Annotated in this window: 23 protein-coding genes; 15 read left to right on the forward strand and 8 right to left on the reverse strand. The window is 71.3% G+C overall.

The window, feature by feature from the left end; translation table 11 throughout:
• From HHX40_RS02445 to HHX40_RS02485, 9 genes are read left to right on the forward strand one after another with little or no spacing between them, the layout of a single operon-like run.
• Window positions 1-1,116, forward strand: coding sequence for a hypothetical protein (locus tag HHX40_RS02445; protein WP_182877985.1), 1,116 nt, complete (start codon window positions 1-3; stop codon window positions 1,114-1,116).
• Complete coding sequence (locus tag HHX40_RS02450; protein WP_182879239.1) at window positions 1,109-1,942, forward strand: TauD/TfdA family dioxygenase; 834 nt, start codon at window positions 1,109-1,111, stop codon at window positions 1,940-1,942. Before HHX40_RS02445 ends, HHX40_RS02450 begins: the two co-directional genes overlap by 8 nt.
• Before the next feature lie 19 nt (window positions 1,943-1,961).
• Window positions 1,962-3,029, forward strand: a complete 1,068-nt coding sequence (locus tag HHX40_RS02455) for a Rieske (2Fe-2S) protein (RefSeq protein ID WP_182879240.1) — start codon at window positions 1,962-1,964, stop codon at window positions 3,027-3,029.
• Entirely contained in the window at window positions 3,026-3,811 is a 786-nt protein-coding gene (locus HHX40_RS02460) for an ABC transporter ATP-binding protein (protein ID WP_220498544.1), read from the forward strand. The genes HHX40_RS02455 and HHX40_RS02460 overlap by 4 nt, the downstream gene beginning before the upstream one ends.
• Entirely contained in the window at window positions 3,804-4,568 is a 765-nt protein-coding gene (locus HHX40_RS02465; protein WP_182879242.1) for an ABC transporter permease, read from the forward strand. Before HHX40_RS02460 ends, HHX40_RS02465 begins: the two co-directional genes overlap by 8 nt.
• Complete coding sequence (locus tag HHX40_RS02470; RefSeq protein ID WP_117410159.1) at window positions 4,565-5,326, forward strand: ABC transporter permease; 762 nt, start codon at window positions 4,565-4,567, stop codon at window positions 5,324-5,326. The genes HHX40_RS02465 and HHX40_RS02470 overlap by 4 nt, the downstream gene beginning before the upstream one ends.
• Window positions 5,327-5,354: 28 nt before the next feature.
• Window positions 5,355-6,383, forward strand: a complete 1,029-nt coding sequence (locus tag HHX40_RS02475; RefSeq protein WP_165900901.1) for an ABC transporter substrate-binding protein — start codon at window positions 5,355-5,357, stop codon at window positions 6,381-6,383.
• Window positions 6,376-7,611: a glycosyltransferase gene (locus HHX40_RS02480; protein WP_182879243.1), complete on the forward strand. Its 1,236-nt coding sequence runs from the start codon at window positions 6,376-6,378 to the stop codon at window positions 7,609-7,611. The genes HHX40_RS02475 and HHX40_RS02480 overlap by 8 nt, the downstream gene beginning before the upstream one ends.
• Entirely contained in the window at window positions 7,608-9,563 is a 1,956-nt protein-coding gene (locus tag HHX40_RS02485) for a hypothetical protein (protein WP_182879244.1), read from the forward strand. The genes HHX40_RS02480 and HHX40_RS02485 overlap by 4 nt, the downstream gene beginning before the upstream one ends.
• An 82-nt stretch (window positions 9,564-9,645) precedes the next feature.
• Here the strand turns inward: HHX40_RS02485 and HHX40_RS02490 are convergent, their stop codons facing one another.
• A complete protein-coding gene (locus tag HHX40_RS02490) occupies window positions 9,646-11,373 on the reverse strand; it encodes a cellulose binding domain-containing protein (protein WP_182879245.1) in 1,728 nt (575 codons plus the stop codon).
• Between the two features lie 414 nt (window positions 11,374-11,787).
• On the opposite strand from HHX40_RS02490, the gene HHX40_RS02495 reads away from it, so the two are divergent.
• Both HHX40_RS02495 and HHX40_RS02500 read left to right on the forward strand, forming a co-directional pair.
• Window positions 11,788-12,309: a SigE family RNA polymerase sigma factor gene (locus HHX40_RS02495; RefSeq protein WP_182877993.1), complete on the forward strand. Its 522-nt coding sequence runs from the start codon at window positions 11,788-11,790 to the stop codon at window positions 12,307-12,309.
• Between the two features lie 23 nt (window positions 12,310-12,332).
• Window positions 12,333-13,193, forward strand: coding sequence for a hypothetical protein (locus HHX40_RS02500; protein ID WP_182879246.1), 861 nt, complete (start codon window positions 12,333-12,335; stop codon window positions 13,191-13,193).
• Window positions 13,194-13,273: 80 nt separating this feature from the next.
• Here the strand turns inward: HHX40_RS02500 and HHX40_RS02505 are convergent, their stop codons facing one another.
• Entirely contained in the window at window positions 13,274-14,014 is a 741-nt protein-coding gene (locus tag HHX40_RS02505; RefSeq protein WP_220498545.1) for a trypsin-like serine protease, read from the reverse strand.
• 621 nt (window positions 14,015-14,635) lie between these two features.
• Here HHX40_RS02505 and HHX40_RS02510 point away from each other — a divergent pair.
• A complete protein-coding gene (locus HHX40_RS02510; RefSeq protein WP_182879248.1) occupies window positions 14,636-15,388 on the forward strand; it encodes a hypothetical protein in 753 nt (250 codons plus the stop codon).
• A 227-nt stretch (window positions 15,389-15,615) separates the two neighbouring features.
• Here the strand turns inward: HHX40_RS02510 and HHX40_RS02515 are convergent, their stop codons facing one another.
• Complete coding sequence (locus HHX40_RS02515) at window positions 15,616-16,524, reverse strand: hypothetical protein (RefSeq protein ID WP_182879249.1); 909 nt, start codon at window positions 16,522-16,524, stop codon at window positions 15,616-15,618.
• A 251-nt stretch (window positions 16,525-16,775) separates the two neighbouring features.
• Here HHX40_RS02515 and HHX40_RS02520 point away from each other — a divergent pair, with 251 nt between their 5' ends.
• Window positions 16,776-18,026: a cellulose-binding protein gene (locus tag HHX40_RS02520; RefSeq protein WP_182879250.1), complete on the forward strand. Its 1,251-nt coding sequence runs from the start codon at window positions 16,776-16,778 to the stop codon at window positions 18,024-18,026.
• Window positions 18,027-18,079: 53 nt separating this feature from the next.
• Here the strand turns inward: HHX40_RS02520 and HHX40_RS02525 are convergent, their stop codons facing one another.
• On the reverse strand, window positions 18,080-19,675 hold the full coding sequence (locus HHX40_RS02525; RefSeq protein WP_182879251.1) for an FAD-dependent monooxygenase: 1,596 nt from the start codon (window positions 19,673-19,675) through the stop codon (window positions 18,080-18,082).
• An 86-nt stretch (window positions 19,676-19,761) separates the two neighbouring features.
• Here HHX40_RS02525 and HHX40_RS02530 point away from each other — a divergent pair, with 86 nt between their 5' ends.
• Together HHX40_RS02530 and HHX40_RS02535 are read left to right on the forward strand one after the other, a co-directional pair.
• Entirely contained in the window at window positions 19,762-20,232 is a 471-nt protein-coding gene (locus HHX40_RS02530; protein WP_182878028.1) for a MarR family winged helix-turn-helix transcriptional regulator, read from the forward strand.
• 129 nt (window positions 20,233-20,361) lie between these two features.
• Window positions 20,362-21,075: an FMN-dependent NADH-azoreductase gene (locus tag HHX40_RS02535; protein ID WP_182879252.1), complete on the forward strand. Its 714-nt coding sequence runs from the start codon at window positions 20,362-20,364 to the stop codon at window positions 21,073-21,075.
• Between the two features lie 451 nt (window positions 21,076-21,526).
• Here HHX40_RS02535 and HHX40_RS02540 read toward each other — a convergent pair whose 3' ends face one another.
• The 4 genes from HHX40_RS02540 to phzG all read right to left on the reverse strand — a co-directional run bounded on the left by HHX40_RS02540 (window position 21,527) and on the right by phzG (window position 25,831).
• Window positions 21,527-22,744, reverse strand: a complete 1,218-nt coding sequence (locus tag HHX40_RS02540; protein ID WP_138461318.1) for an FAD-dependent monooxygenase — start codon at window positions 22,742-22,744, stop codon at window positions 21,527-21,529.
• 192 nt (window positions 22,745-22,936) lie between these two features.
• Window positions 22,937-23,263 (reverse strand): antibiotic biosynthesis monooxygenase, encoded by a 327-nt coding sequence (locus HHX40_RS02545; RefSeq protein ID WP_182878031.1) that lies wholly within the window; start codon window positions 23,261-23,263, stop codon window positions 22,937-22,939.
• A gap of 205 nt (window positions 23,264-23,468) precedes the next feature.
• The gene (locus tag HHX40_RS02550; protein WP_259403205.1) at window positions 23,469-25,154 is read right to left on the reverse strand and encodes a flavin-containing monooxygenase; all 1,686 of its coding nucleotides are present in this window, start codon (window positions 25,152-25,154) and stop codon (window positions 23,469-23,471) included.
• Window positions 25,155-25,195: 41 nt separating this feature from the next.
• Window positions 25,196-25,831, reverse strand: a complete 636-nt coding sequence (gene phzG, locus HHX40_RS02555; RefSeq protein WP_138461319.1) for a phenazine biosynthesis FMN-dependent oxidase PhzG — start codon at window positions 25,829-25,831, stop codon at window positions 25,196-25,198.
• Window positions 25,832-25,869: the final 38 nt, after the last annotated feature.

Below are 25,869 nucleotides of genomic sequence, written 5' to 3' on the forward strand. Positions count from 1 at the left end.
ATGAGACGTGCGGCCGCTCGTGACTCCCGCATCCCGCTGACGCTGAAGAACCTCGATCTCGTACGGATCGAAGAGGTGTTCCGGCTCGGCGCCCTCCGGGACGGAGTGCGTTTCGCCACCACCGACATCCGGCTGCCGATCCTCGGCCAGGTGCTGCCGCGGATCGAGATCGTGATCAGCGGCCCCGACTTCCGCAAGAAGATCACCGTACGGGTGAACCAGGCCTCTCCCTTCTGCTTCGACGGCACGCGGCTCAGCGCGCTGATCAACGACGAGGATCGCGAGGTGGCCTGCGAGCAGTTCGTCGACGACGACCGGGCGCCCACCGGCATGTACAACTTCGGGCTGCTCCGCGAGAACGGCACCCGCAGTTTCGTCTTCGACTACCACACCTACTGCGCGTACTCCTGCGACTTCTGCTTCAAGGAGAGCGAGTGGGAGGTGCTCGCCATCCAGCAGACGAAGACCGGGAGCTACAAGGCCAACTTCGACGAGTGCCTCCGCTACGTCGAAGAACACGCGGAGGACTTCCACACCAAGTACGACATCGTCTGGCTGTGCACCGGCAGCATCACGAACGAGGCGCTCGAACTGGAGCGCCACTGCCGGATGGCGACGGCGCTGCGCGACGTCGGGTACACGGAGGGGATCTACGTCTCGCAGGTCATCCCGCCGAGCCTCATCGGGAACCGGGCCCGCCGGATCGAATACCTCACCACCCTGCGCGACTCGGGCGTCTCCCGCTTCAACAGCGGGATCGAGGTGGTCAGCGCGGACTACCGGCGACGGCTCATCCACGGCTACAAGGCCGACATCACCTTCGCCGACTACGTGGACATCTTCACCGACGCGGTGGAGGTGTTCGGCTCTGGCAACGTCGGCAGCTGCCTGCTCGCCGGGATCGAGCCACCCGAGGAGACCCTGCGCGGACTGGAGACCATCGCCGGGCTCGGGGTCGTCCCCTCTCCCACGGTCTTCACCGCGTTCGTGGTCAAGCAGCAGCAGATTCCCTTCGTCTACGACCTCGACGAGCTCATCCGCGTACACGTGAAGTTCAACGAGATCATCGAGCAGTACCGGCTCCCCGTCTTCTCGGGGGTATTCAGCCTTGCCTGAGCACCACCCGCACCGCCGGGGGCTGCTGACCCTGCCCCCGGACGTCGCCGAAGGCGGCGAGGACCAGTCGTCCGGCCTCGGGCCCGAGCTGGCCCGGGCCGCGACGCGGTTCGGCCGGACCCTGGGCGAGGCCGGCCTGCTGCACGTCACCGGGGCATGGGTACCGGCGGACCTGCCGCCCACGCCCGACCGCCCCTACACCGAGGTGAGGCGCCCGATCGGGACCGAGTCGCCGCTGCTCGCCCTCGCGTCCCTGGTCGGCGAGGTGATCTCCTTCGCGGACTGGCACGCGGGCGCGCGCGTGCAGAACCTCTACCCGCTCCGCGGGGAGGCGTCCAGGCAGAACGCCAGCAACGCCGTCTACCTGGAGATGCACACCGAGACGGCGTTCCGCCCGAACACGCCGGACGCCCTCGTCCTGCTCTGCCTGCGGGCGGACGAGAGGGTCGGCACCCTGGCGTGCGACCTGCTCGACGTGTGGGCGGAGCTCGATCCCGGCACCCGCCGTGCGCTGGCCGAGCCGGCCTTCGCCTTCCGCCTGCCAGACGGCACGGTCACCGAGCCCAAACCGGTGGCGTCCCGGTGGCGCGGCCGGCTCCGCTTCAACTACGCCGAGGCGCTGTGCGCGGTCGGGGAGGAGTACGAGCGCCCGCTGCGGACGCTGCGTGAGGGGATCGCGGACCGCACCGTCACGATCAACCTTCGGACCGGGGACCTGTTGCTCATCGACAACACCCACCTCGTTCACGGCCGCACCGCCTACCAACCGCGCTACGACGGCACGGACCGCTGGCTGCAGCGGTGCCTGATCCGTGCCGCCGCGTGAACGCACAACAGGAGAAAGATTGAGCAACCTCTGCGACATCGGTGTGGACCCCCGCTGCTGGTATCCGGCCTGCCGCAGCGACGAGCTGGGTCCGGGACAGGCCAGGGAGGTCCGCTTCCTCGGCCGTTCCTTCGTCGTCTTCCGTGACGGTAAAGGCGCGGTCCACTGTCTCGACAACGCCTGCGCGCACCGCCGCGTCGCGCTCCACGAGGGCGAGGTGCGCGACTGCCGCATCGTCTGCCCGTACCACGGATGGGAGTACGGCCCGGACGGAGCGCTCGCCCGGATCCCCTACTGGGAGGAGGAGGCGCCGCTTCCCCGCCTGCGGGTGCGGAGCTTTCCCGTCGCCGAGCGCAGCGGCCTGGTCTGGTTCGTCCCCGAGCCCGCCGACCCGCTGCCTCCGCAGCCGCCGGACACCTCGCGGTGGGACGGCGGCGAGTGGTTCTCGTTCCGGCAGGACCGGGTCTTCCCCAACCACTACGGCGTCGGCCTGATCAACGGGATGGACTACACCCACTTCCACCTGCATCGGAAGTACCAGCCCTGGTCGCGGCTGCGCCTGCACGACCTGGAGACCGACGACCAGCGCGTCTTCGGGGCGTACGAGGTGACCAGCGGGCACAGCCGGGCGGAGCGTACGCTCCGGATGCTGCTCGGCTCCGACCGGAACGCCTCCACGGTGACCTACCCGCTGGAGGTGTACTACGACTATCCCCACCATCAGGCGCGTCTCGGCGACGGGATGGTGGTGTGGGCCTTCTTCCGGCCGGAGGGCCGGGACCGGGTCGCCGTCTACATCACGCTGTACATCAAGGCCAGGCGGGGCACCAGGCACCTGCGCCAGTTCGCCGAGCCGTTCTTCCGCCGTCTGGTGCTCGCCCGGATCCAGGAACAGGACGCCTGGATCGGGGTGCGCGAGCAGATCGCGTGGGAGACCCGGCCGGACGAACCGCGCTGCGAGCTCAACCCGGTGGCGGCCGCGGCGGAACGGCTGCTGCGGTCCAGGTGGCAGGCCTACGTCGAGGAGGCCGGCCCACCGGACGACCGATGGCCGGGCGTCCGCCTCACGCACGGGGCCGCTCGGTGAGCGCACGCGACGAGGAGACCTCGCCGGCCGGGACCGATGTGGCGATCCACGGTCAGGCTCTGTCCAAGAGCTACGGTTCCGGCCGCCGGGCCGTGCGGGCCGTAAGTGACATCAGCCTGAAGGTCCGCACCTCGGAGTTCCTGGCGATCATCGGCCCGTCGGGCTGCGGGAAGACGACGCTGCTCCGGATGATCGCCGGGCTGGAGACGCCCACCGACGGCACGATCACCTGTTGCGGCGGTCCACCGGCCCGGCTGGCGCGGGAACACCGCATCGGCATGGCCTTCCAGGACCCGGCCCTCCTCCCCTGGGCGTCGCTGCGGCGCAACGTCGAGTTCGTCTACCGCGCCGCGGGACGGCGGCCGGACCGGGAGCGCGTCGACGAGATCCTGGACCTCGTCGGCCTCCGCAGCCTCGCCCACCTGCGCCCCCACGAGGCGTCCGGCGGGATGCGCCAGCGCGTCGCGCTGGCGCGGGCGCTGGTCATGGAGCCGTCGCTGCTGCTCCTGGACGAGCCGTTCGGAGCGCTCGACGCCATCACCCGGCGCCGGTTGAACCGGGAGCTGGAACGCGTCTGGACCGTCGTCCGCCCGACCACCGTTCTGATCACCCACGCGGTCGAGGAGGCGGTGCTGCTGGCCGACCGCGTCGTGGTGATGTCGGGCCGCCCGTCCACCATCGTGAGGGAGATCACGGTGCCGATGGCACGGCCCAGGCCCGAGGTCCCGGACGAGTCGTTCCGGCACGCCGTGCAGGAGTGCATCGAGGCGCTCGATGCCTAGACCGTCTCTCCGTGGCCGCGCTCACCGCGCGGCCACGCCCCTCCTGGGCGGCGTGCTGCTCGTGTCCGCCGCCCTGCTCGTGTGGTACGGGTTCGGCGCCGCGGGTTCGGCGGAGATCTGGCCCGTTCTGGCCACGCGCCGGGAATTGCTGATCGAGTCGGCCGCTGTCACCCTGCTGGAGGCCGCGTACGGCCTGGTCGCCGGGGCCGCGCTCGCGATCGTGGCGGCCTGGGCGGCCGGCGCCGCGGACGGGGCGCGGGGGCCGCTCCAGCTCCTCATGCTGATCTGCTACGCGGTCCCGCTGGTCGCGCTCGGGCCGCTGCTGACCTCGTCGGTGGAGCGCGAGGCCATACCGGTGATCGCCGCCGCGATCAGTGTGGCCCTGCCGGTCTTCTCGGCGGCCGAGGCCGGGCTGGGGACCATCCCCCGGGGACTGCGCGACCTGCTCGCCGTGCACGGCGCGGGACGGTGGCGTCGCCTGCGCCTGGTGGAGGCCGCGGGGGCTCTCCCGCACGTCGTGGAGGGCGTCAAGTTCGCCGTGCCCGGAGCCCTTCTCGGAGCGCTCATCGGTGAGTGGTTCGGCTCCGAGCGCGGGCTCGGCGTACTCCTGGTCTCGGGGCTGCGTGAGGGACAGGACGACCTGGTGGCGACGGTCAGCGTGCTCGTCGTCGCGGTGTCCTCGATCGTCTACGCGGTGTTCGCCCGGCTGGCCCGGACGGTCCACCGCCGCCGCGGAACCACCGGGAGCGTCGCATGAGCCGCGCGCGCGTGCACCGGCTGCTCGGATACGGCGTCGTCCTCGTCGGCCTCCCCGTGGTCTGGGTCCTGGTGCGCCTGAGCGGCGCCGTGCCCGCGCTGCTGGTGCCCGACCCCGCGAAGGTGGCGGACAGCCTGGTCGCCAAGGTCGCGGACCCGAGCGCGCTGGCGCTCACCGTGGCGCGTGCCGTCGCCGGCATCGGGCTGGGACTGGTGTTCGGCACGGCGCTGGCGATCGCCGCGCACCTGCTCCCGATGGTGGAGCCGCTCACCCGCGTCGCCGGAATGATCATGCGGTGTGTGCCGGTGCTCGCCCTGAGCCCGCTGATCGCCACGTTCTTCGGCTACGGCGGGCCGGCCGCGGTCGCCACCGCGGCGATAATGAGCTTCTTTCCCTCGTTCGCCCTGGTCGGCGCCGCTCTGTGGCGGATCCCGCCCGCCCTCGTCGACGTCGTCCGGGTCACCGGGGGCGGCCGGGGCAGGCTCCTGTGGTACGTCTCGCTGCCCGTCGCCCTGCCGGAACTGGTGCAGGCGGCCAAGCTGACCTCCTGCGTCGGGGTGCTCGCCGCGCTCACCGCGGAGTTCCTCACCGCCAACGACGGGCTCGGAGCCCTGCTGGCCCGCTCCCAGGGGCTCCTGGACACGCCCACGGTGTGGGCGATCCTGCTGACCTCGCTGGCCAGTTCCCTGCTCGCCTACGAGGTCATGGACCTCGCCGAGCGGAGGACACGTTCTCTCCTCTCCCTGCACAAGAACTGAACGGCACCAAGAAAAGGACGGACTCACAGTGGACCAGTTCTCCCGGCGCGGGTTCCTGCGCACCACCGTGGCTCTCGGCGGACTGAGCGCCGCGGGACTGCTCACGGCGTGTTCTCCGTCATCGGGCGGGGGGTCCGCGGACGGCGGGAAGGTGGTGCGTACCCAGTTATCCTGGCTGAAGACCGTCACGTTCGCCGGCTTCTACATCGCCGAGGAACAGGGGTACTTCAAGGAGGAGGGACTGTCGGCGCCGCTTCTCGCCGGCGGGCCGAACATCCCCGACGCCGTCAGCGTCGTCACCGCGGGTGGCGCGGACGTCGCACTGGTCGACTTCGGCGCCCTCATCAAGGCCAGGGAGAGCGAAGCCGACCTCGTCGCGATCGGCGCCGTCTTCCAGGAGAGCCCGGGCGGCTTCGTCAGCCTCGCGTCCAACCCGGTGCGCACCGCCAAGGATCTCGTGGGCAAGCGCATCGGCCTGTCACCCGGCGCGGAGGTCATGGTGGAGGCGATCCTGAAGATCAACAAGCTGCCCGTCCGCTACGAACGGGTTCCGGTGGGCGCGGGCACCACGGCGCTCACCAAGGGGGACTGCGATGTCATGGCCTGCTACGTCACCGCCCAGCCACTCGCGCTGGAACAGCAGGGCGTCCGCGTGGTCAGCGTGACCCAGGGGCAGCTGGGCATGCCCGACTACGCGCTCGTCATGGCGGTGAAACGCGCCGACCTCGCGGCGGACCGGGCGCGTTTCGTCGGTTACCTGCGCGCGGTGATCCGGGGGTACCGGCACAACCTGAAGGACCCGGCGCTCGGGACCAAGCTGGCCGTGGAGAAGTACGGCAAGGACCTCGGACTCGATCCGGCGGCGGCCCGGCGGGAGAACGAGGTGCAGGCCGCGCTCATCCGCGGAGCCACCGGTGACCGCGGCCTGGGCTCGATCGACCCCGACCGGCTGGCGGGTCCCGTCTACGCCGGTCTGCGGGCACGCGGTGTGAGCACGCTGCCTCCCGTCTCCTCGGTGCTGGACACCAGCCTGGCGAAGGAGGCCCTCGTTGGCTGAGCGGCCGGGTGAGCACGGCGCACCGGAGGTGTCCGTCGTCATCCCCACCTACAACCGGGCGCGGGAGCTGGACCGTACGCTGCGCTCCCTGGCTCAACAGGACCTGCCCCGCGACCGGTACGAGGTGATCGTCGCCGACGACGGGTCGAGCGACGACACCCGGCTCGTGGTCGAGGGCCACGCCGGGAACCTCCGGATCGGCTACGTCTACCAAGAGGACCTGGGATTCCGGGCGGGGCAGGCACGCAACCTCGGCGCGGCCCGGGCCGAGGGGCGGATCCTGGTGTTCCTCGACAGCGGGATGCTCGCCTCCCGCCACCTGCTGAGCGGGCACCTGGCCGCGCACGAGGGCGGCGGCCGGGCCGTGATCGGTTACATCTTCGGCTACGACCACGACCCGGCCAACCGGGTCTCCCACGACGATCTCGGCGAGCCGCCCGACGAGCTGATCGACCGGTTCACCCTGAGCGGGCGGCACCGGGACATGCGGGAGCCGTGCTACCGGAGCCTCGGGGACGACATCGACCGGTACGCCGCTCCGTGGATCTTCTACTGGACCGGCAACGTGTCCGTCGGCGCCGCCGACTTCCACCTGGCCGGTGGTTTCGACGACGACTTCGTCGGCTGGAGCGGTGAGGACGTCGAACTGGGCCGGCGCCTGTACGAGAAGGGGCTGAAGTTCACCCTGGCCCGCGGGGCGGCCTGCGTCGAGATCCCCCACACCCGCGACCTGGCGGCGCTGCGCCCCAGCTACGAGAAGCACGCGGCGCTGCTGCTGCGCAAGCACATGGATCCCGTCGTCGAGGTCTCCACGGTCTGCTGGGCGCACGAACTCCATCCGCGGCTCGCCGAGCTGCGGGCCGCGTCCCGGAACCGGATCCGGCTGGCCCGGCTCCGGCCGTCCGGCCGGCGGGTCGATCCCGGCCCCGCCACGGCCCTGTTCGGGGCCGACTGCCTGTACGCCGTGAACGGCGGTGACCTCTGCGTCGAGCCGGTTCCCGGACTCGCCCAGGAGGCGCGCCGCAACCACCCCGGCATCGAGGTGCTGCCGCTGCACGGTTTCCGCACGATGCTGGAGCCCGGCACCTTCGACCTCTGCCTGCTCGCCCCCTCCCTGCGCGCCTATCCCCGGTGGGCGGTGGACCTCCTGGAGAGCGAGGCGGCCAGGATCGGCAGGCGCGTCCGGTGGCTTCCCGCGGTGGAGACCGTCCCGAGCGAGGAGCGATGACGGATCGCCTCGCCGGTCTCCCCGGGTTCCCGCGCATCAGCGTCGCCGTCATGTACCACCCGGCCAGAGGGGACCGGATCCCCCGGATCGCAGAGGCGTGTGCTCCGTTGCGGCTCGTGCCGGTCCCCGACCCCGACCCCGGCTCGTTCCCCAGCCCGCTGCGTACGGCGAAGCGCGCGTGGGCGGCCTGGAGCCCGGACGCGACCCACCATCTCGTCCTCCAGGACGACGTGCTCCTCGTGGACGGGTTCTCCGCCCATCTGCGCGCCGCGGTCGCGGCCTGTCCGGACGACGCGCTCGCCCTCTACGCGCACTGGAACTCGCCCTACAACTCCTACGCGATCCGCCAGGCGGCGGCCGGCGGCGCGTCGTGGGCGCGGCTCGTCCCCGGCGAGTGGGTCCCCACGCAGGGGCTCGTCCTGCCCGTCGGCCTGGCCAAGGAGCTCGGCGACTACCTGGCGGGCGTCCCCGACCACGTCCGCGACGACGACACGGTGATCGACCTCTTCCTGCGTGAGCGCGACCGCCGCGTCCTGGTGACCGTACCCCACCTGCTCGACCACGACGAGGTCGCCAGCGTCGCCGGGAACATGGATCACGGCGTGCGGCGCGCCACGGTCCTCCTGCCCGGCGCGGACCTCCCCGCGGAACGCTGGCTGGAACCGCCGCGATTCGACAAGGGCGCGGTGATGCGCGGGAAGGGCGCCTCCACCTGGGACTTCTCCGTGACCTACGCCTTCGGCACCTGCTTCCTCGGCTTTCTGCGGCCGACGAGCGAGGAGTTCGTCCGGCATCCCTTCGGACGGTGGAGCGACTGGTGCGGCGTGCTCAGTCTCGGCCGGGCGGACGTTCTGGGAGGTCTGGAGGCCTATCTCGCGTCCCCGGACGGCCGCGACCGGGCGCGTGCCCTCGCGGAGGCGGGGACGGCGCCGGGCACCGCGGCGGAGCTGTGGGCGGCGGCGTTCCTGCTGGGGGCCGATGTCGGAACCGGCCTCGCAACCGGCCTCGGAACGGACGGCGGAACGGGCGCGCGTGCGGATCTCGTCGGTCCGCTGCGGCGGGCGGCGGTGACCAGCTGGATCGACTCGGGGCTGCCCGCCGCCGACAGGGCGTTGCTGTGCGGCGGAGCGCGTGCGGGCCTGGCCGATCTCGGCGTCGCGGGCCTGACGCGCGGCCTGACCGCGGACCGGGGGCGGGCGGCCCCCTCCGACGAGCCACCGGCCGGGGAGATCCTCCGCCTGCTCGCCGTGCGGGAGGCCGAGGGATTCCTCCGCACGGCGCGTTTCCCTCCCCCGCTCACCGTCGAGGTCGTCACCTGCCCCCGCTGCGGGGCGGGGCCCGAGGAGGCCGCCGCGTATCTCAGGACGGTGGAGTTCTGCGCGCTGCGCGTGGTGCGGCCGGGTGCGGGGCCCCGCGATGGCACTCCGTGGCTGCGGATGATTGGATGCGAGCGGTTCCCGGTGCACGGGCTCACTCTCGTCGCCGATGTGCGGGAACGGCTGCCGCGGCTCTCGGGGGAGTTCGTGACCCGGCCGGCCTTCCTGCTGGATCGGGGGCTCGACCCGGACGCGCCCGATCCGCTGCCCGCTCTGGCGGCGGTGGACGCGGCGGAACGCTGGGCCGACGACTTCTTCGCCGGCCGCCTCTCGCCCTCCGCGGCTCCGGACGTCATGGTCCTTCCCGTGTCCACCGGTGTCCATCGGTGGGCGGCCCGGCCGGCCGCGGACCTTCTGGAGCCCGCCGCCTGGGTCGAGGAGGTGAGCCGGTACGGGCGGGCCCTGGACGGGCACCCGCTCGCTCCGCACTCCCCGGCGTCCGAGGCCGCGGAGCGCTACCGCGCGATCCGCGACGACCTGGTCCGGCGGAGGTTGACCGAGATCACCGTGAACTACCCGCGGGGCCCCCGGGTGAACGGCCGGCTCGATCCCGCGAAGCTCGTACGCCCCTGGTGACCCGGCGTGGTGCGGCCCCTCTCGCAGGAGAGGGGCCGCACCTGTCCCTTCGCAGGTCGGGTGCCAAGGGGTGTTCCGGCGGTCAGACCACGGTGCAGGGGACGCCGTTGAGGGTGAAGGAGGTGGGCTCGGACGTGTTGCCGGTGTGGCTGGCCTGGAACCCGATGTCGACGGTGGCCCCGGGGGCGAGCGTGCCGTTGTAGTCGACGTTGCGGGCGCTCACCTGGCCGCTGGAGGGCGAGTAGGTGGCGTTCCAGCCCGAGGTGATGGTCTGTCCGGAGGGCAGGGTGAACGCCAGCGTCCAGCCGTTGATCGTCGAGGACCCGGTGTTGGTGATGCTGATGCTGGCGGTGAAGCCGTTGCTCCAGCTGTTCATCGTGTAGGCGACCCGGGCCGCACCGGTGCCGCCGGTCGGCGACTGACTGGGTGACTGGCTCGGCGACTCGCTCGGCGACTGGGAGGGCGTCACGGTCGGCGTCAACGTGGGCGTCGCGGAGGGCGAGGAGCCGCTGAGGCTGGTCACGTAGGTCGTCATGCTGCGAGCGGGAAGCGTGACGGTGAGGGAGCCGTTCGACATGGTCGTCGCCGCCTGGGGCGCGACGTTCCTGCTCCCGTCGGTCACCCACGACGAGACACCGGCCGAGCCTGCGCCCGCCACGCTGAACTGCTGGCTCACCGCGGAGGTGTTCTTGTTGATGGCGACGATGACGACGGTGTTGCCGCTCCGGTACGCCGAGATGTAGACGTTCGTCGCCGGGTTCGCCGTCGCGTCGATCCGCACGTATCCGGGGCGGACGAACCTGGCGAACTGCGCCATGATGGCACCGCGCTTGCTGAGCTGGCCGTCCTCCCGCATGGGGCCGTAGCTGCGCCGGATGTACCACCAGACGTACGCCTGGAACTCGGCCTCCACCATGGCGCGGTGCATGTGCTCGCCCACGTCGAGCGCCTGGGGCCAGGTGTCCGCCGAGTCGGTGCTGTTGGGGTAGTACACCTCCGTCATCCAGAGCTCCTTGCCCGCGCCCTTCTGCTTGAAGAGGGGGTAGGGGAAGTTCGAGTAGGACGTGCCGTAGAGGTGCGCCCCGATGATGTCGGTGTTGGCGAGCGCCGTGGAGTCGTTGAGGATCGGGTCCGACACGCTCTTCACGTACTGGAAGGACTCGGGCGCCATGACCCTGGTGTTGATCGAGCCGGCGTTCTCCCGCAGGAACTTCACCATCTCGGTGGAGGTCCACCACGTCCAGTCGTGCGCGTAGTCGGGCTCGTTCTGCACGGATATGGCGTACAGGTTCACCCCGTTGTTCTTCATGTACGTGCTGAAGGAGTTCAGGTGCTGGGCGTACGCCGCGTACTGGTCGTACCTGAGACGCTTCGCGTTGGTCTGGCCGCTGCGGGTGAACGTCTCGATCATGCTGGCCGGGGGGTTCCACGGCGACGCGAAGACGGTCACCCCGAGCTCGACCGCGCGCTTCGCCGTCGCCAGGTCGCGGCCGAAGTCCGCCTGGCTCTCGCCGACGGGGATCCGCAGGATGGAGAACCCCAGCTTGCCCTCGCCGGTCTGGAACGCCGTGTCCCGCTGGGCGGATGTCAGGTCGCCGGCCCAGGCGGCATGGGTCATGCCGCCGAAGCCCTTGATCGTCTGCCGCTGCGCCGACGGGTTGACGGTCGCGGTGGCCGCCGCGGCCTCCGTGGCCCCCAGGACGGCCGACGTGGCCGTGATGACCGGCACGGCTCCTATCGTCGTCAGGACGGACCGCCGGCTCAGCGCCCTTCGCTCGCCGCTCACCGGTCCATTCTGGTCGTGCGTCATGTCTCCTCCTCGTGGTCTCCGGTGCCGATCCGCGCCTTGACGTCGCGGTTCTTCCTCGGCTCCGGATGTTGGCGTTAACATTCCCTCGCATGGACCGGCACGTGAGGCGCCGGAGATGCGGACCGCTCAAGGTGGTGCGCGGAGGGGGGTAACACTCCAGCGGAGTGTGGTTCCGCCCCCGGCGGGGGTCAAGCACGGGGTGCGGCCCGTACGCCCGTGAACTGTGCGAACGTCTCGCCGGACCGTGAAACTTACAGCTCGGGGAATCGGACGGCCCTGCACCGGTTCAGCCGAGGTCCGGGCCGGGGACCGTGCGGCGCCGGCCCGGGCCGGCCGCGCGTTTCCCGCTTCTCGTCAACCCGGATCGTGTCTCAGGGCGTGTCGGGGTGGCATCCGCCGACGAGAGGAGACCGGGTGGACGCGGATTTCGTGGAGTTCGTACGGCGCCGGGGCGACCACCACCTGAGAACGGCGGTGCTGCTGACGGGAGACTGGCACGCCGCCGAGGACCTGGTGCAGACCAGCCTCGGCAAGCTGTACAAGGTCTGGCATCGGCTGGACACCGGCAGCGAGCCCGACGCCTACCTGCGGCGCATCCTGGTCAACACCCACCGGTCCTGGTGGCGGGCCCGATGGCGGCGGGAGATCCCGCGCGCCGAGCACCCCGGTATGCCGAGCACGGAGGACCTGGGTGAGACGCGGGCGGTGGCCGAGGACGTCAGGAACGCGCTGGCCAGGTTACCCGCGCGGCAGCGCACCGCCCTGGTGCTGCGGTTCTTCGCCGACCTGCCCGAGGCGGAGGTCGCCGACCTCATGGGCTGCTCGGTGGGGACCGTCAAGTCGCACACCCACCGTGGGCTGCACGCGATGCGGCGACTGATATCGCCCGGCCTGGTGGTCAACCACGCCGAGGCGGAAGGGAGTGGTCTCCGGTGAGACCCCGACACGAGGAGCCGGAAATGAACGAGAGAGACCTGCGTACGTTGCTCATCAGAGCCACCGAGGATCGGCCCGCGGGCATCGACCTCATGCCGTCGATCACCCCCCGGCCGAGGCGGGTCCTGGTGCCGTCGCTCGCCGCGCTGGGGGCCGCCGCGCTGGTGACCGTGATCGTGACAGCGCTGCCCGCGAGCCAGACGTCGGCGCAGGCCCAGGTGGCCGCCGCCCTCCACACCACGAGCGGTGAGAGCTTCCGGATCCACGTCCAGTCGGGCGGCCGGACGTGGGACGGCGCCTTCGATCCCGTCCGGCGGGTCGGCGTCATCGCGGAGGCGGGAGATCCGTCCGAGACCCGCTTCGTCGGCGACCTGATGTACCAGAGGCCGGCCGGCGCGGCGAAATGGGAGGAGCTGCCGCGCGTTGACGAGAGACTGCGGAACGCACCGCCGACGGCCGCCCTGGTCAAGCTCGCCCCGCAGGACCCGCAGGCGGCCCTGGAGCGGCTCCGTGCGGCGACCGACGTACGCGAGGACGGCCCGGCGTCCGGCCCCGGGTGGAGCGGGCGGCGGTTCGCCTTCACGCTGGCGGGCGGATCCGGCTCCGACTCCGGCTCCGGCGACGCGGAGTTCCGGTCTCCGGCGCTCTCCGGCCAGGTGGACGTGGACGACGAGGGCCGGGTGCGACGCCTGGAGTTCGACTTCCCGAAGGACAGCCATCGTCTCGTCATGGACATCGCCGACTTCGGCACCCCGGTGACCGTCACCGCCCCGCCCCCCGGCGAGGTGGTGCCCGGGCCGGTGGACGCCTCCGGCGGGGCCAAGGGTGAGCACTCCCCCGATCTCAAGGGGCGGGACACGAAGCCGGCCGCCGGGAAGTCCTGATCAGGCGGTTTCCGGGCCGGGGCGGCGCCGCCCCGGCCCGGGACCCCGAGGCGGCGTGACCGCGACGGCCACCGCACTCGTCAGGGAAGAGCGACGAACCACCTCAGGAACTCCCGGGCGGAGGGGGTGTCCAGCCGGTAGTCGATGTTCGTCGACCTGCAGACGTCGTCCACTCCGCTGATCGTCGTGGCCACGAGCAGATCGGAGTCGGCGGTGCCGAGGAAGTTCGGGCCGCCGGAGTCTCCAAAGCAGGTCCCCCCTTCCCCACGCTCCGAGTCAGGCGTCAGCCTGAGCCAGGTGGCGCCGAGGCGCCCGAACGAGATGGACGTCCGGTTACGCGTGTCGTTGTAGGTGAACCGCCATCCGCCCTCCCTCTTCGTGGGGGTCAGCGCGCCGTACCCGACCGGGGTGAACCGCGTCGACTTCAACGTGCCGTCGTCCCGCATCCGGTCGAGCAGGCCCTGGGCGGGCAGCCGGGCCGGCTTGATCGCGGGGACCGCGGAGGGGAAGACGACGACCGCCACGTCATGGAGATGGTGCCCGCGCGTGTACCTCGGGTCGCGTACGAAGCGGCCGGTGAAGACCTCGGCCCCGGGCTCGTAGCGGCCGGCGAAGGAGACCCGCGCCGTCCGCTTCCCCGGACGGCCGCAGTGGGCGGCGGTGAGGAAGACGGTCGGGGAGATCAGCGTGCCGGTGCAGTACGCCCACGTGCCGTCGCTCTCCGGGGCGTCGCCGATGAGGGCTCCCACCTGCGGATGATCGTCGCGGTCCACCGAGCCGTTGGTGATGGCCGACGCGGGGGTGGCGATTCCGACGATCATACAAAGAATAATCATGACAAATGGGACGAAACGCATGGGCAAATGTACCCCGTTTATGCGCTTCGCCCCGAAACCCAGGGAAAAGATCTACCGGCCGCGTATCCGGACGGACGTGCGGGAGAACGCCGGGAAAAGCCCGCCCGGCCGTCCGCGTCCGCAGCCCGTCCGCCCACCGGCCCCGTGGATGCCGTGCGCGTCACCCGGCGCGCCGCTGCACACGGCGAGCGATGGCGTATGCCCAGGCGGGAGGCGCGACGACGGTCACGGCAACCTCCCCGATCGGCGCGGCTTCGTAGGGCGATCCGCGGTAACGGCCGGGACGGGACGGAGCACGCGGCGGCCCCGGCAGGGGCGAGCACAACCAACCTCACGCAATTCCCCGGAAGGCTTTCGCCCGCCGCGCAAAGCGGCTGTGAGCCCTGGGGAACGACACGCCCAAACACCAGAGGAAGCTGCGCTTTCTGATGCGCGAAGGCGTTGTTTGCGGCTTGATGGGTGACTGTGCCGTTTGTTACCCATAGCGTGAGAACCAGGGTCTGGATCCAAAGGTTCGATGGATCGAATCGCGCTCCGTGTGGCCGGAGTTCCCGGTGACATCACGGAGTCGACGGAGTGATACCTATGCTCAGAGAAGCACTGGCCGCCGGCACGATCGCCGTATCGGCCCTCGCCGCCCCGGTGGCGCTGCAGGCGCAGTCCGCCAACGCCGCCGGTACCACCGCCCAGGCCATGCAGGCTCCGGCACAGCCCTGCCCCGGAGGCAGGTGCCGTGGACGGGAGCGTCAGCGGTACGGCCAGTACGGCCAATACGGCCGTACCGGGCAGGTCCGGGAGCGGGAACGCGTACGTGAGGAACGCGGACGTGAACGCACGCGGCAGGAGATTCGTGGCCGCGAACGGATCCCGGCCCGGGAAGAGCGCGGACGCGAACGCTTCCGCGAGGAGACCCGCGGACGCGAACGCACACGCGAAGAGACCCGCGGACGCGAACGCTTCCGGGAGGAACCGCGCGGACGCGAGCGCATGCGCGAGGAGACCCGCGGACGCGAGCGCATACGGGAGGAACGCGGACGCGAGCGCATGCGGGAAGAGACCCGCGGACGTGAGCGCAGCCGTGAGGAAATCCGTGGCCGCGAGCGCATCCCGGCCCGGGAAGAGCGCGGACGCGAACGCTTCCGCGAGGAGACCCGCGGACGCGAACGCTTCCGGGAGGAACCGCGCGGACGCGAGCGCATGCGCGAGGAGACCCGCGGCGGCGAGCGCATGCGGGAGGAACGCGGACGCGAGCGCATGCGGGAGGAGACCCGTGGCCGCGGGCCGGAGCGCGAGCGCACCCGCGAGAGCGAGCGGGGCGGGGAGGAGTTCGGACGGTGACGACGGCTCCCGGCAACAGGGACAAGAGCAGGGAGAGACAGGAAGCGACAGCCGCAAGGACCGGATAGTCCACGCCCATCGAACCTGCCGGACCCATGGCCCCACGAGGCCGTCGCCTCGCGGGGCTCTCCCGTTCTCCGGGCAGGCCGGGATCGGCCGGCCCGGACATCGCGGTCGCCGCGGATATCGCGGTCGCTGCGGACGTCGCGGCCACGCGACAGACGCGCTCAGCTCCCCACCGGCTTCAGGAAGCCCTCCAGCGCCACCGCGCCCTTCCCGTAGCGGTCGTCGAGTTCCCGTCGCAGCTCCGGTGTGGCGACGTACACACCGGCGCCGACCCGGTTGCCGACGGTGTCCACGGCCAGGTTCAGGAACCGCCGGCTCCGCATCTCCCCCTCCAGCTCACGCTGGATCCGGCGGAGTTCCGACTCGGTCCGCTCGGCCCCGCTCACGCACAGCGCGCCGCCCCAGACCTCGCGGATCCAGCGCTCGCGCCCTGAGAGGTCGCCCGTGAACCTGAGGTTCAACACATACCGCCCGGGGTCGTTGCCGATCTTCTCGATGGTGCGGACGTCATGGGAGTCGATTCCGTCCATGTAGTGCTGGTCGAGCCATCCGCCGGCGAACTCGTCCGCGGACGCCGCGCGATCCATCGCCGCCCGCATGGCCTCCTCGGTCGCCTTCGCCCGGTCGACCGGACGCCAGCCGCCCGCGGGTTCCGGACACGGACTGGTCATGTCGGTCCCCGGCCCACCGTCTCCCCCGGGTGCGCGGTCTCCCGCCGGCGGACGGGCCTCGCGGGGAGGTTCGGTGAGCGTGAGCCGGGAGCCGTCCCAGGTGCCGACCACCCGGTACTCCCCCCAGGTGACGCCGCCGGACGACTCGGCGCCGACGGCCTTCCAGTCCCAGCCCACGATGTCCGCTCCGCCGCACCGGGGAGGGTACGACTCCGCGACCGAGGCGCACAGCTGCGGCCCGTGGTCCTCGTTCTGCAGCACGGTCCCCGTCGCCGTGTAGCGCGTGTCACCGGCGGGAGCGGCGACGTCCGGCGGCGACCCGCAGGCGGAGGCGGCGAGCGGGACGACGAGCAGCACGGCCAGGGGGAAGACCACGGCGGCTGACGGGAAGCGGCTCATGCCGACTAGACGAAAAGGCGTCTCCCCCGGTTCACCGCGTGACTCGCCAGGCGATCCGCGGGGTGAAACGGCTGGCAGGACGGGCGATGGCGGCGGACGCCCGGGCGATCTCACGCGATTCCGCCGCACCAAACGGCACATGACCGTAATTCACCCCCTTGACACCACAAATCGGACGGAAAAAACTCGGAGACCGTGCCACACCCCCCACAGCGGCGCGTGGACCGCCACGTCGCCGCGAAGGAGCCTGTATGAGGCGTCTGTTCGCCGTCGTCGCGTTGCTCGCCGGCTTCCTGCTGGCGCCCACGCGGTCGGACGCCGCCGTCGTCAACGTGGCCCCCTGGGCCACCGCGACCGCCTCCTACACCTCTCCCTGGGAGAACGTCGCCGCGATCAACGACGGCGTCGACCCGTCACGCTCGAACGACCTCCGGAACCGCCGATGGGGCACGTGGCCGCAGGCGGGCGAACAGTGGGCCCTGCTGACCTGGCCCTCCGCCCAGACGATCTCCTCGGCGCAGGTGTACTTCTTCGACGACGGAGGCGGCGTCCGGGAGCCGGTCTCCTGGAGGCTGCAGAGCTGGGACGGCGCCGCCTACGCCGACATCCCCGCCGCCTACCCCGTCACCGTGGACGGCTATGTCACCGCCTCCTTCCCGGCCGTCACCACCACCCGGCTGCGGATCGTGCTGGAGAGCGGGAAGGCCGCGGTCGGGCTCCTGGAGGTCAAGGCCTTCGCCGACACCGCCGCCGCCGCGCAGAGCGGCTGGAACCCGCCCGCCGCCCTGGTCACACCGCTCGACGAGGTCTGGCGGCACACCGAGTCCGGCGACCGCGATCCGTACGGCTTCCGCAACTTCGGCTGGGACCAGATCATGGCCAACGGCGGATCGATCAACTACTGCGTACGCTGGGACTCCCCCGCCCCCGTGTCCGCGGAGTTGCGCGACCGCATCCACGCCGCGCTGGGCAGGTCGTTCGGCAAGTGGATGAACGTGATGGCCGGTCATGACGGCTGGCCGTACGCCGAGGTGCCGGTCAAGGTGGTCGGCTGGGCGGTCCGCGACCGCGCCACGCTGCAGTGGGACGACGACTCGGTCGACGTGTACGTCGGCGACATGCGGGAGGACGCGCCGCAGTGCGCGGAGCCCTGCGGCCGCTTCTTCAACCAGTCGGGCGCCTATCCCGACTGTCCCGGCGGGCCCTCCCACCACTACGACATGTCCCTGTGGCTCACGGCGGGCATGGACGGCGGCGCGGGAGGCGACTGGGGCCAGCGCGTCGGCAGCGAGTATCTCGTGGACAACCTCGGCAGCGACGACATCCACATCCTGCTGCACGAGATCGGGCACGGTTTCGGGCTGGACGACTTCTACGACTGGACGCCGACCGGCCAGTGCTGCTTCCTCATGAAGGCGGGCTCGGCCACCTCCATCACCGAGTTCGACGCGTGGATGCTGCGTGACCTCTGGCGCCACCTGAAGAGCCGCTACGGCTACTGACCCCCGCCTGCCCCGGCCCGGTCATGCTGCCGCCTGGTCACGCTCCGGCCCGGTCACGCGAGGACCGTACGCAGCGCGGCCTCCAGTTCGCCGGGGGCGGCGGGGCCACGCGACCGCCAGGCGACGACGCCGTCCGGCCGTACGAGCGAGGCGCCCCCGGCCGTGATCCCGTAGGCGGCGGTGAACCGGCCCTCCGGATCGCCGAGGCCCCCCGCCGCTCCGACGACGTGCGTCCCGACGGTGACACCGGTCCGCCGCGCGGCCTCGGCCGCCGCCTTCTCCCACGGTTCTCCCGCCGGACCCGCGAGCAACGTGAACGCCGGGCCGAACAGGTCGCGGGAGGAGACCGGAACGCCATCTCGGTCGAGCCGCACGTGCGGCGCCCGCGTTCCCGGGCGTCCCGAGGGCGAAGCCGGGTTCTCGAAGAGGGGACGGCCGTCGTCCGGCTCGGCGGCGAAGGCGCCCGACGGGCAGACGTACCCGAACAGTCCCACCGCGGGATCCATGATCTCGGCGACGCTCTCGTCACGCAGGTGCGGAGCGTGCCGCTGGACCATGTTCGCGTACTGCTGCTCGGCGAGGACGTCGGCGTACGGCCGGCGCTCGGCGTCGTAGGAGGCGACCAGGCCCGGACCGGCGAGGCCCGCCAGCGTGTACGCGAGCCGCCAGGCGAGGTGGTAGCCGTCCAGGACGGCGGCGTTGCCGCCCTGCCCGCCGGTCGGCGGCATCAGGTGGGCGGCGTCCCCGGCCAGGACGACCCGCCCGGAGCGGAAGGTGTCGGCGACCCGGGTGACGTGCCCGCCCGGGGACGACCAGGCGGCGTCCACGACGCGCGGGTCCAGGCCGGGCACCCCGCAGGCGGTGCGGATCACCTCGGTGAGCCGGTCCGGGCCGGGCTCCTCACCGGGGTCGAAGGCGCAGCTCAGCACGTAGCGGCCGGGGTGATCGGTGGTGACCACGGTGGCCGACCCGCCGGGCAGTGCGGGGTTCTGGATGTAGAACAGGCCGAACGCGGCGCCCTTGAGCGTCACGTCGAGGTCGGCCTCGAACTGCAGGAACATCGTCCGCATCGGCCCGGGCGAGGTCCTGCCGTGCGCCGCGATCCCGGCGGCGTCCCTGATCGCGCCCTTGTGCCCGTCCGCGCCGACCAGATAGCGGGCCGTGACGGTCCGCCGCCGGCCGGTCGCGCGGTCCACGAGCGACGCGACGACGGAGTCGCCGTCCTGCCGGAACGACTCCAGCACCGTGGAGAACCTGATCTCCGCCCCGAGTTCGACGGCCCTTTCGGCGAGGATGCGCTCGGCGCGCTCCTGGCTGACCATGCCCATCGGCGCGGGAGACAGAGCGGACATGTCCGGAGCGGCCTGCACGAAGTCGTGCAGGACCCGGCCCGTGACGCTCTCCGCGATCACGATGATGCTCTCGTCCGTCCCCGGCGGCGCCGCGGCGAGGAACCGCCCGGCCACCCCGGCCGTGGCGAGCGCCTCCATGGTGTGAGGCATCTGCCCCCGTGCCTTGGGCTGGGTGGACAGGCCGGTGTGGCGCTCCACGACGAGCGCGGGCACCCCGTGGACGCCGAGGAACATCGCGGTGGACAGGCCCGCCAGGCCTGCCCCGGCGACGAGGACGGGTACGGACTCTCCTGGCATGCTCCGCTCCCTGACAGATAGAATTCGTTCGACCGATAGGAAATCTCGATGCATCGAGATATCTACTTCAGCCGGATGGAGCGTCCGTGTCAAGGCATCGATCCGAAGCGCTGCGATCCCTCATGGACGCGATGCGCGAGAACGCCGGTCGCGGCCTGGCGCTGCACCAGGCCATCGCGGACCGGTTCGGGCTCGGGCCGACCGACCTGAAGTGCCTGGACCTCGCCCGCCACGAGCCGGAGCTCACCGCGGGGCGGCTCGCCGAGTCGACCGGCCTCAGCACCTCGGCCGTCACCGCGCTGATCGACCGGCTCGAACGCGGTGGCTTCGTCGAGCGCCACCGCGACCCCCTCGACCGCCGCAGGGTCCTGATCCGGTCGACGGGGCGGCACGAGGCGGCACTGCGGGAGATCTTCTCCAGGATCGAGACGGAGTTCCTCGCGGTCGTCGACGGCTACGACGACGGCCAGCTGGAGATGCTCACCGAGTTCGTCGGACGCCTCAACGCGCGGGCCCGGGAGGTGACGACCCTCCTCACCGGCCGCCCTCACCAGTGACCCCTGCCGCTCTCCGGCCCCACGGATACGCCCCTGTCACCTCTGACGACTACTGAACGTCATAGGTGTGTGACGGAAAGTATCGGGAAGGGAGTGCGCGATGCACGCGCAGCGACAGGAGGTGAGCCTGTGACGTCCCTGCTTCACCTGGACTCCAGCGCCAGCGACCACGGCGACTCGGTCACCAGGCAGTTGACGGCGCTGTACGCCGACACCTGGCGGTGTCTGCACGGGAGCGCGGGGTACCGGTACCGCGACCTCGCGGCCGAACCGGTCCCGCTGGTGTCCCCGGCCTTCGTCTCCCTCGGCATCCGGGTGGAGAGAAGGGGCGCGGTCACGCTGCCGGAGGTGGCGGAGATGACCGAGGGCCCCGCCGAGGAGCGTGAGTGGGCGCTGACCCTGCCGCTGATCGCGGAGATGCGTGCCGCGGAGACGGTGCTGGTCGGCGTCCCGATGTACAACTACTCCGTGCCCGCGTCCCTCAAGGCCTGGATCGACCGGGTGACCTTCCCGGGGGCCTTCCTCGACGCCGGCACGGGAGACCACCTCCTCCGGCGGACGAACGTGGTGGTGGTCACCGCCCACGGCGGGTGCTACGCCCCGGGCACGCCACGGGAGGACTTCGACTTCCAGACGCCCTACCTGAGGGCGTACTTCACGGACCTGGGAGTGGCCCCGGAGAACCTCTGCTTCGTCGGCGCGGAGATGACCAGGGCGTCCGACGTGCCCGCCCTGGCCCGCTTCAAGCCCCTGGCGGCGGACTCGCTGGCCACGGCGCGGACCGCCGTGTCGGAGCTGGCGGGCCGTGCGGCGCGCAGCGGCGCGGCGGCCCGTACGCGGTGAGGCGCCGGCCGCCCGGCGGCCTGTCGTGAGAGGCGGTGTCCGCCCACCGGCGGACACCGCCCGCACGGCCGCCGCGTGTCACCTTTCCGCGGCGCGATTCGTCTTAAGGACGAGGACCGCAGACATGACCCGGCGGGAGGCCGTTTCCACGTTGACGTCCGGCGTCCGATGCCGCACCCGTGACCGGGCAAGCCCGGTAACCAGGCCTACCGAAGACATTCTGTAAACGCATTGTCAGGATGTCTCGACGCTTCATGCCCGGTGAATCGAGAATCGCGTCCGCGGGGCGGCGATTTCGATTGGCGTGCCATTTTCTCGCGGCGTGGGCCCGCCATTCATCGGCCACGTTCTCGGACGGCGATTTCCCGCCGACGGCCTTACACGCGGGTCACGCCTGCCAGGATGGACCGCCCGGCGATAAGTGCGGCTACCGGCCGGGCGGTCCATCCGCTCAGGTGAGCGGCTGTCGCCGCTCCACCGCCACTCGGTAGCGGTGCGTGATGGTCGCGAGTTCGGCGGTCTTGTCGTGGCCGGGACGACCGGCGATGCCGCGCTCCGCGCCGTCCATGTTCCGGTTGGCGAGGATGATGGCGGTCGTGGCGGGGCGCCTGGCGGCCTCGTACCGCAGCAGGGCGGTGGCCACGTCGTCGCCTTCCGCGAGTTCGGCGGCGAGCGTGGCGGCGTCGATGACGGCCTGCGAGGCGCCGTTGGCGCCGATCGGGTACATCAGGTGGGCGGCGTCGCCGAGCAGGGTCACCCGGCCCTCTCCCCAGTGCGGCAGGGGGTCGCGGTCGACCATCGGGTAGCGCAGGATGCGGGGGCTGCGGGCGAGCATCGCGGGCAGGTGCAGCCAGTCGAAGTCCCAGTCGGCGAGGTGGGGCAGCACCTCCTCGATCCGTCCCGGGCGGTTCCAGCCCGCGTCGCCGGCCAGGCTCTTCGACGGGGCCGCGACCAGGCAGACCCAGTTCACCAGCGCCTTGCCGCGCTCCGCGTGGCGCCGGGAGACCGGATAGGCGATCAGCCGGGTGGCCTGCTCGTCGTTGGCCAGGATCATCGTCCGCCCGTCGAGGAACTCGTCCAGTTCGGACAGGCCACGCCACATGTCGACCCCTGCGGGGGACAGCGGGACGCGGTCGGGGTGGAGCTGGGACCGCACGGCGGAGCGCAGCCCATCGGCGCCGACCAGCGCGGCGGCCTGGATCTCGACCGCTCCCCCGCTCTCGTCGTGCGCGAGGACGCGGACGCCGGAGGGGGTCTGGTGGAAGCAGATGACGCGGAGCCCGGTGCGCACCGCGCCGGGGCCGAGCCGGTCCCGTACGGCCGCGAGCAGGAGCATCTGCAACTCGCCGCGGTGGATGGAGTACTGGGGGTGCTCGTGGCCGGCGTCGACGCCCCGGGGCTCGGTCCACAGCGTGGTGCCCTTGTGGTCGAGATAGCGGTGCTCGCGGGTGCGGATGCCGGTGGCCGCCAGCGTCTCGCCGAGCCCGAGCTCGGTCAGTATGCCGATCGCGGCCGGCTGGATGTTGATTCCCACTCCGAGCGGCGCGAGTTCGGGCGCGGCCTCCAGCACGACCGCGTGGATCCCCTTGGCGTGCAGGGCGAGCGCGGCGGCCAGCCCTCCTATTCCCGCGCCCGCGATCACGATGTCGGCGGTGTTGGCAGTCGTCATGGCGTCGCGCTCCCTGGGCCGGGGGTGGCTACTCTTCGTCACCTTCGGGTGGGCGGTGCGGTCAGGGCCGGGCCCCGGACACCGCCCGCTCTGGGGGATGCGCGGGCGACGTCCGTCCGCCGATGCCGAGAGGCGGACGGAGTGTGTCGCATGGGGCCCGGACCCGCTTGTGGGTTGCCGCGGAGTGCCTGGTCAGGCGTGATGGACGGAGATGACCTTGTAGGGCTGCGGAGCCGCCTTGGCGATCTCCGCCGTCCGCTTCGCGATGGCCTGCGCCTCGGGGTCGCCCATGGTCGCCTTGATGTCGTCGACACTGCGCCACTGGGCGAGGTTCACGACGCGGGTGCCGTCCGCGCTGGCGAGAATGTTCACCGAGACGAAGCCGGGCCGGTGCTGCATGACCTTCTCGGTGCCCTCGTTCAGAATGGCGATTAGTTCCTGCTGCTTCGAGGGGTCGACGTCGAAGATGTTGATGAAGGTTGCGACTTGGTCGTCGACGCGAATCACGGTCTCAGTCATGACTTCATCGTATCCGACAATGAACCATTAGAGTCAAGCCTCTTTGTTAAACAATCGCGGACCTCGAACACGAGAACTCCTCACTGAATATCTCGTCCGGAGAGCAGGAAATGCCGCTTATCTCAAGCGGACGCGGAGGGTCCGGACGGCCTTCCCGGCCGTCCGGACCCTTGGATGTCGGCGCGGGGCATGCCCCCGCGCGGTCTCAGGCCGGCGTCAGCGAGGGACTGGCCTGCAGGTCGAATCCCTCGTACCCCGCTTCCGCCACCTCGCTCAGCTTGGCCCGGTACGACCCCAGCCCGGCGAAGTAGAACATGACCGTGTTCTTCTTGCCGGGGATGTTGGCGCCGAAGATCCACGAGGCGACCTTGGGGAAGAGCGTGTACGCCGCGAGTTCCCGGCAGGTCTCGGTCCACGCGTCCTCGGCGCTCGCGGTGGCCTCGATCACGGTCGTGCCGTTCTTCTCAGCCGTGCGGATCAGGCCCGCGATCCACTCGACCTGGGTCTCGATGCCCGGCGGCAGGTTGCTGAAGGCGCTGTTCGGCCCGAGGACCATGAACAGGTTGGGGAAGCCGTGGGTGGCGACGCCGAGGTAGCCGGTGGGGCCGTCCTCCCAGTGCTCCCGGATCGTCACGCCGCCCCGGCCGCGGATGTCCATCCGCTTGTAGCTGCCGTCCACGGCGTCGAAGCCCGTCGCGAAGACCAGGACGTCGAGTTCGTGCTCCACGCCGTCCTCGGTGACGACACCGTTGGGGGTGATCTCCCTGATCGGGTTCTCCTTGATGCTGACCAGCGTGACGTTGTCGCGGTTGAAGTTCTCGTAGTAGTCGGGGTTGCAGATGGGGCGCTTGGCGTAGAGGTCGGTCGGCGTCAGCTTGCGCGCCGTCTCCGGGTCCTTCACGATCTCCCTGATCTTCGACCGGATGAACTCCGCGGCGGCCTCGTTGGCCGCCGGATCGGTCACGATGTCGGAGAACGTGCCGAACATGAAGCGGAAGCCGTTCCCCTTGTCCCAGTACTCCTGGAACACGCGCCGGCGCTCCTCCTCGGAGACGCTCATCGCGGGGACCTCGCTCTCCTCGAACCCGCAGGCGACGCGGGAGCCGCGCACCTGGTCCCAGATGAGGTCGTAGCCGGCCCGCACCTCCGCGACGTACTCGTCGGTGACCGGGCCGTGGCCGGACGGGACGCAGTACTGCGCCGAACGCTGGAAGACCGTCAGATGCCCGGCCACCTTGGCGGCGGCGCAGACGAACTGGGTGCCGGTGGACCCCGTGCCGACGACGCCGACGCGCTTGCCGTCGATGCTGAGGTCGTCGGGCCAGGCGCCGGTGTGGACGATCCTGCCCCGGAAGCGCTCGCGGCCCTCGATGTCGGGGATGTTCGCCGTCGACAGCGGCCCGAGCGCGGTGACCAGGTACCGCGTGGTGAAGGTCTCACCGGTGTCGGTGCCGATGGTCCAGACGCCCCGGGACTCGTCGAAAACCGCGCTCTCGACGCCGGTGTTGAGCTGGATGTCCTCGCCCAGCCCGTGCTTCTCGACGACCGCCTCCAGGTAGGCGAGGAGCTCACGCTGGGGGGTGTACTTGGTGGTCCAGTTCCACTCCTGGAGCATCTCCTTGTCGAAGGAGTAGCGGTAGACGAAGCCCTCGACGTCCGACATGGCGCCGGGGTAGCGGTTCCAGTACCACGTGCCGCCCACGCCGCCGGCGCGGTCGAAGGCCCGCACCCGTAAGCCGAGTTCGTTGCGGAGCCTGTGCAGCATGTAGATGCCGGCGAAGCCGGCGCCGACGACGATCGCGTCGAAGTCGGTCGTGCCCGGCTCGTTCGTGCTCTGATCGGTCGTGCTCTTGTCGGTCGTTATGGGGCCGGTCGTTATCGAGTCGGTCAAGGTCGCACTCCTTCGTGTTTCCTGTCCCTGTGGGGAGGAGGTCACGGCTGTAGCCGTGAGATGTGCCAACCGGAGGAATCCCGGTCGTAACGCAGCCGCCGGTGCAGCCGGTCGGCGTCGGCCGACCAGAACTCCACGGCGGCGGGCTCCAGGCGGTATCCGGCGAACCGGGCCGGGCGGGGCAGGGGGGTTCCGTACGACGCCAGGCGCTCCGCCTCCGCCCTGAGCCCGGCGACGTCCTCCAGGGGTTCGCTCTGCCGCGAGACCGCCGACATCGCGTGCAGCGGCACCGGCCGCGCGTTCCACAGCCGCTCCGCCTCGGGCTCGGGCAGCATGACCACGGGACCGGAGAAGATCAGTTGCCGCGCGGTCTCGCGCCAGTAGAGCAGGCCCGAGCCCCAGCCGGTCTCGGCGATCTCCCGGCCCTTCCGGCTGGAGCTGTGGCTGGTGAAGACCAGGCCCCGATCGCTCACGTCGATGACGGCGACCATGCGGGAGGAGGCCCGGCCGCCGCGGTCGGCGGTCGCGAGAGCGAGGGCGAGCGGCTCCCGCACCCCCTCCTCCACCGCCGACGCGATCCACTGCCGGGCCAGGACCATCGGCTCGGCCGGCGGCGTGTCGTACTCGGGGAACGCCGGGTCGATGGCGCCGGTCAGACTCTCGAACCTGCTGCTCACTGTCGCCTCCGGGCTGTGTGGGGGTACGGGCGGCCCTG

It is taken from the genome of Microbispora sp. H10949 (assembly GCF_014161435.1).
GTDB lineage: Bacteria > Actinomycetota > Actinomycetes > Streptosporangiales > Streptosporangiaceae > Microbispora > Microbispora triticiradicis.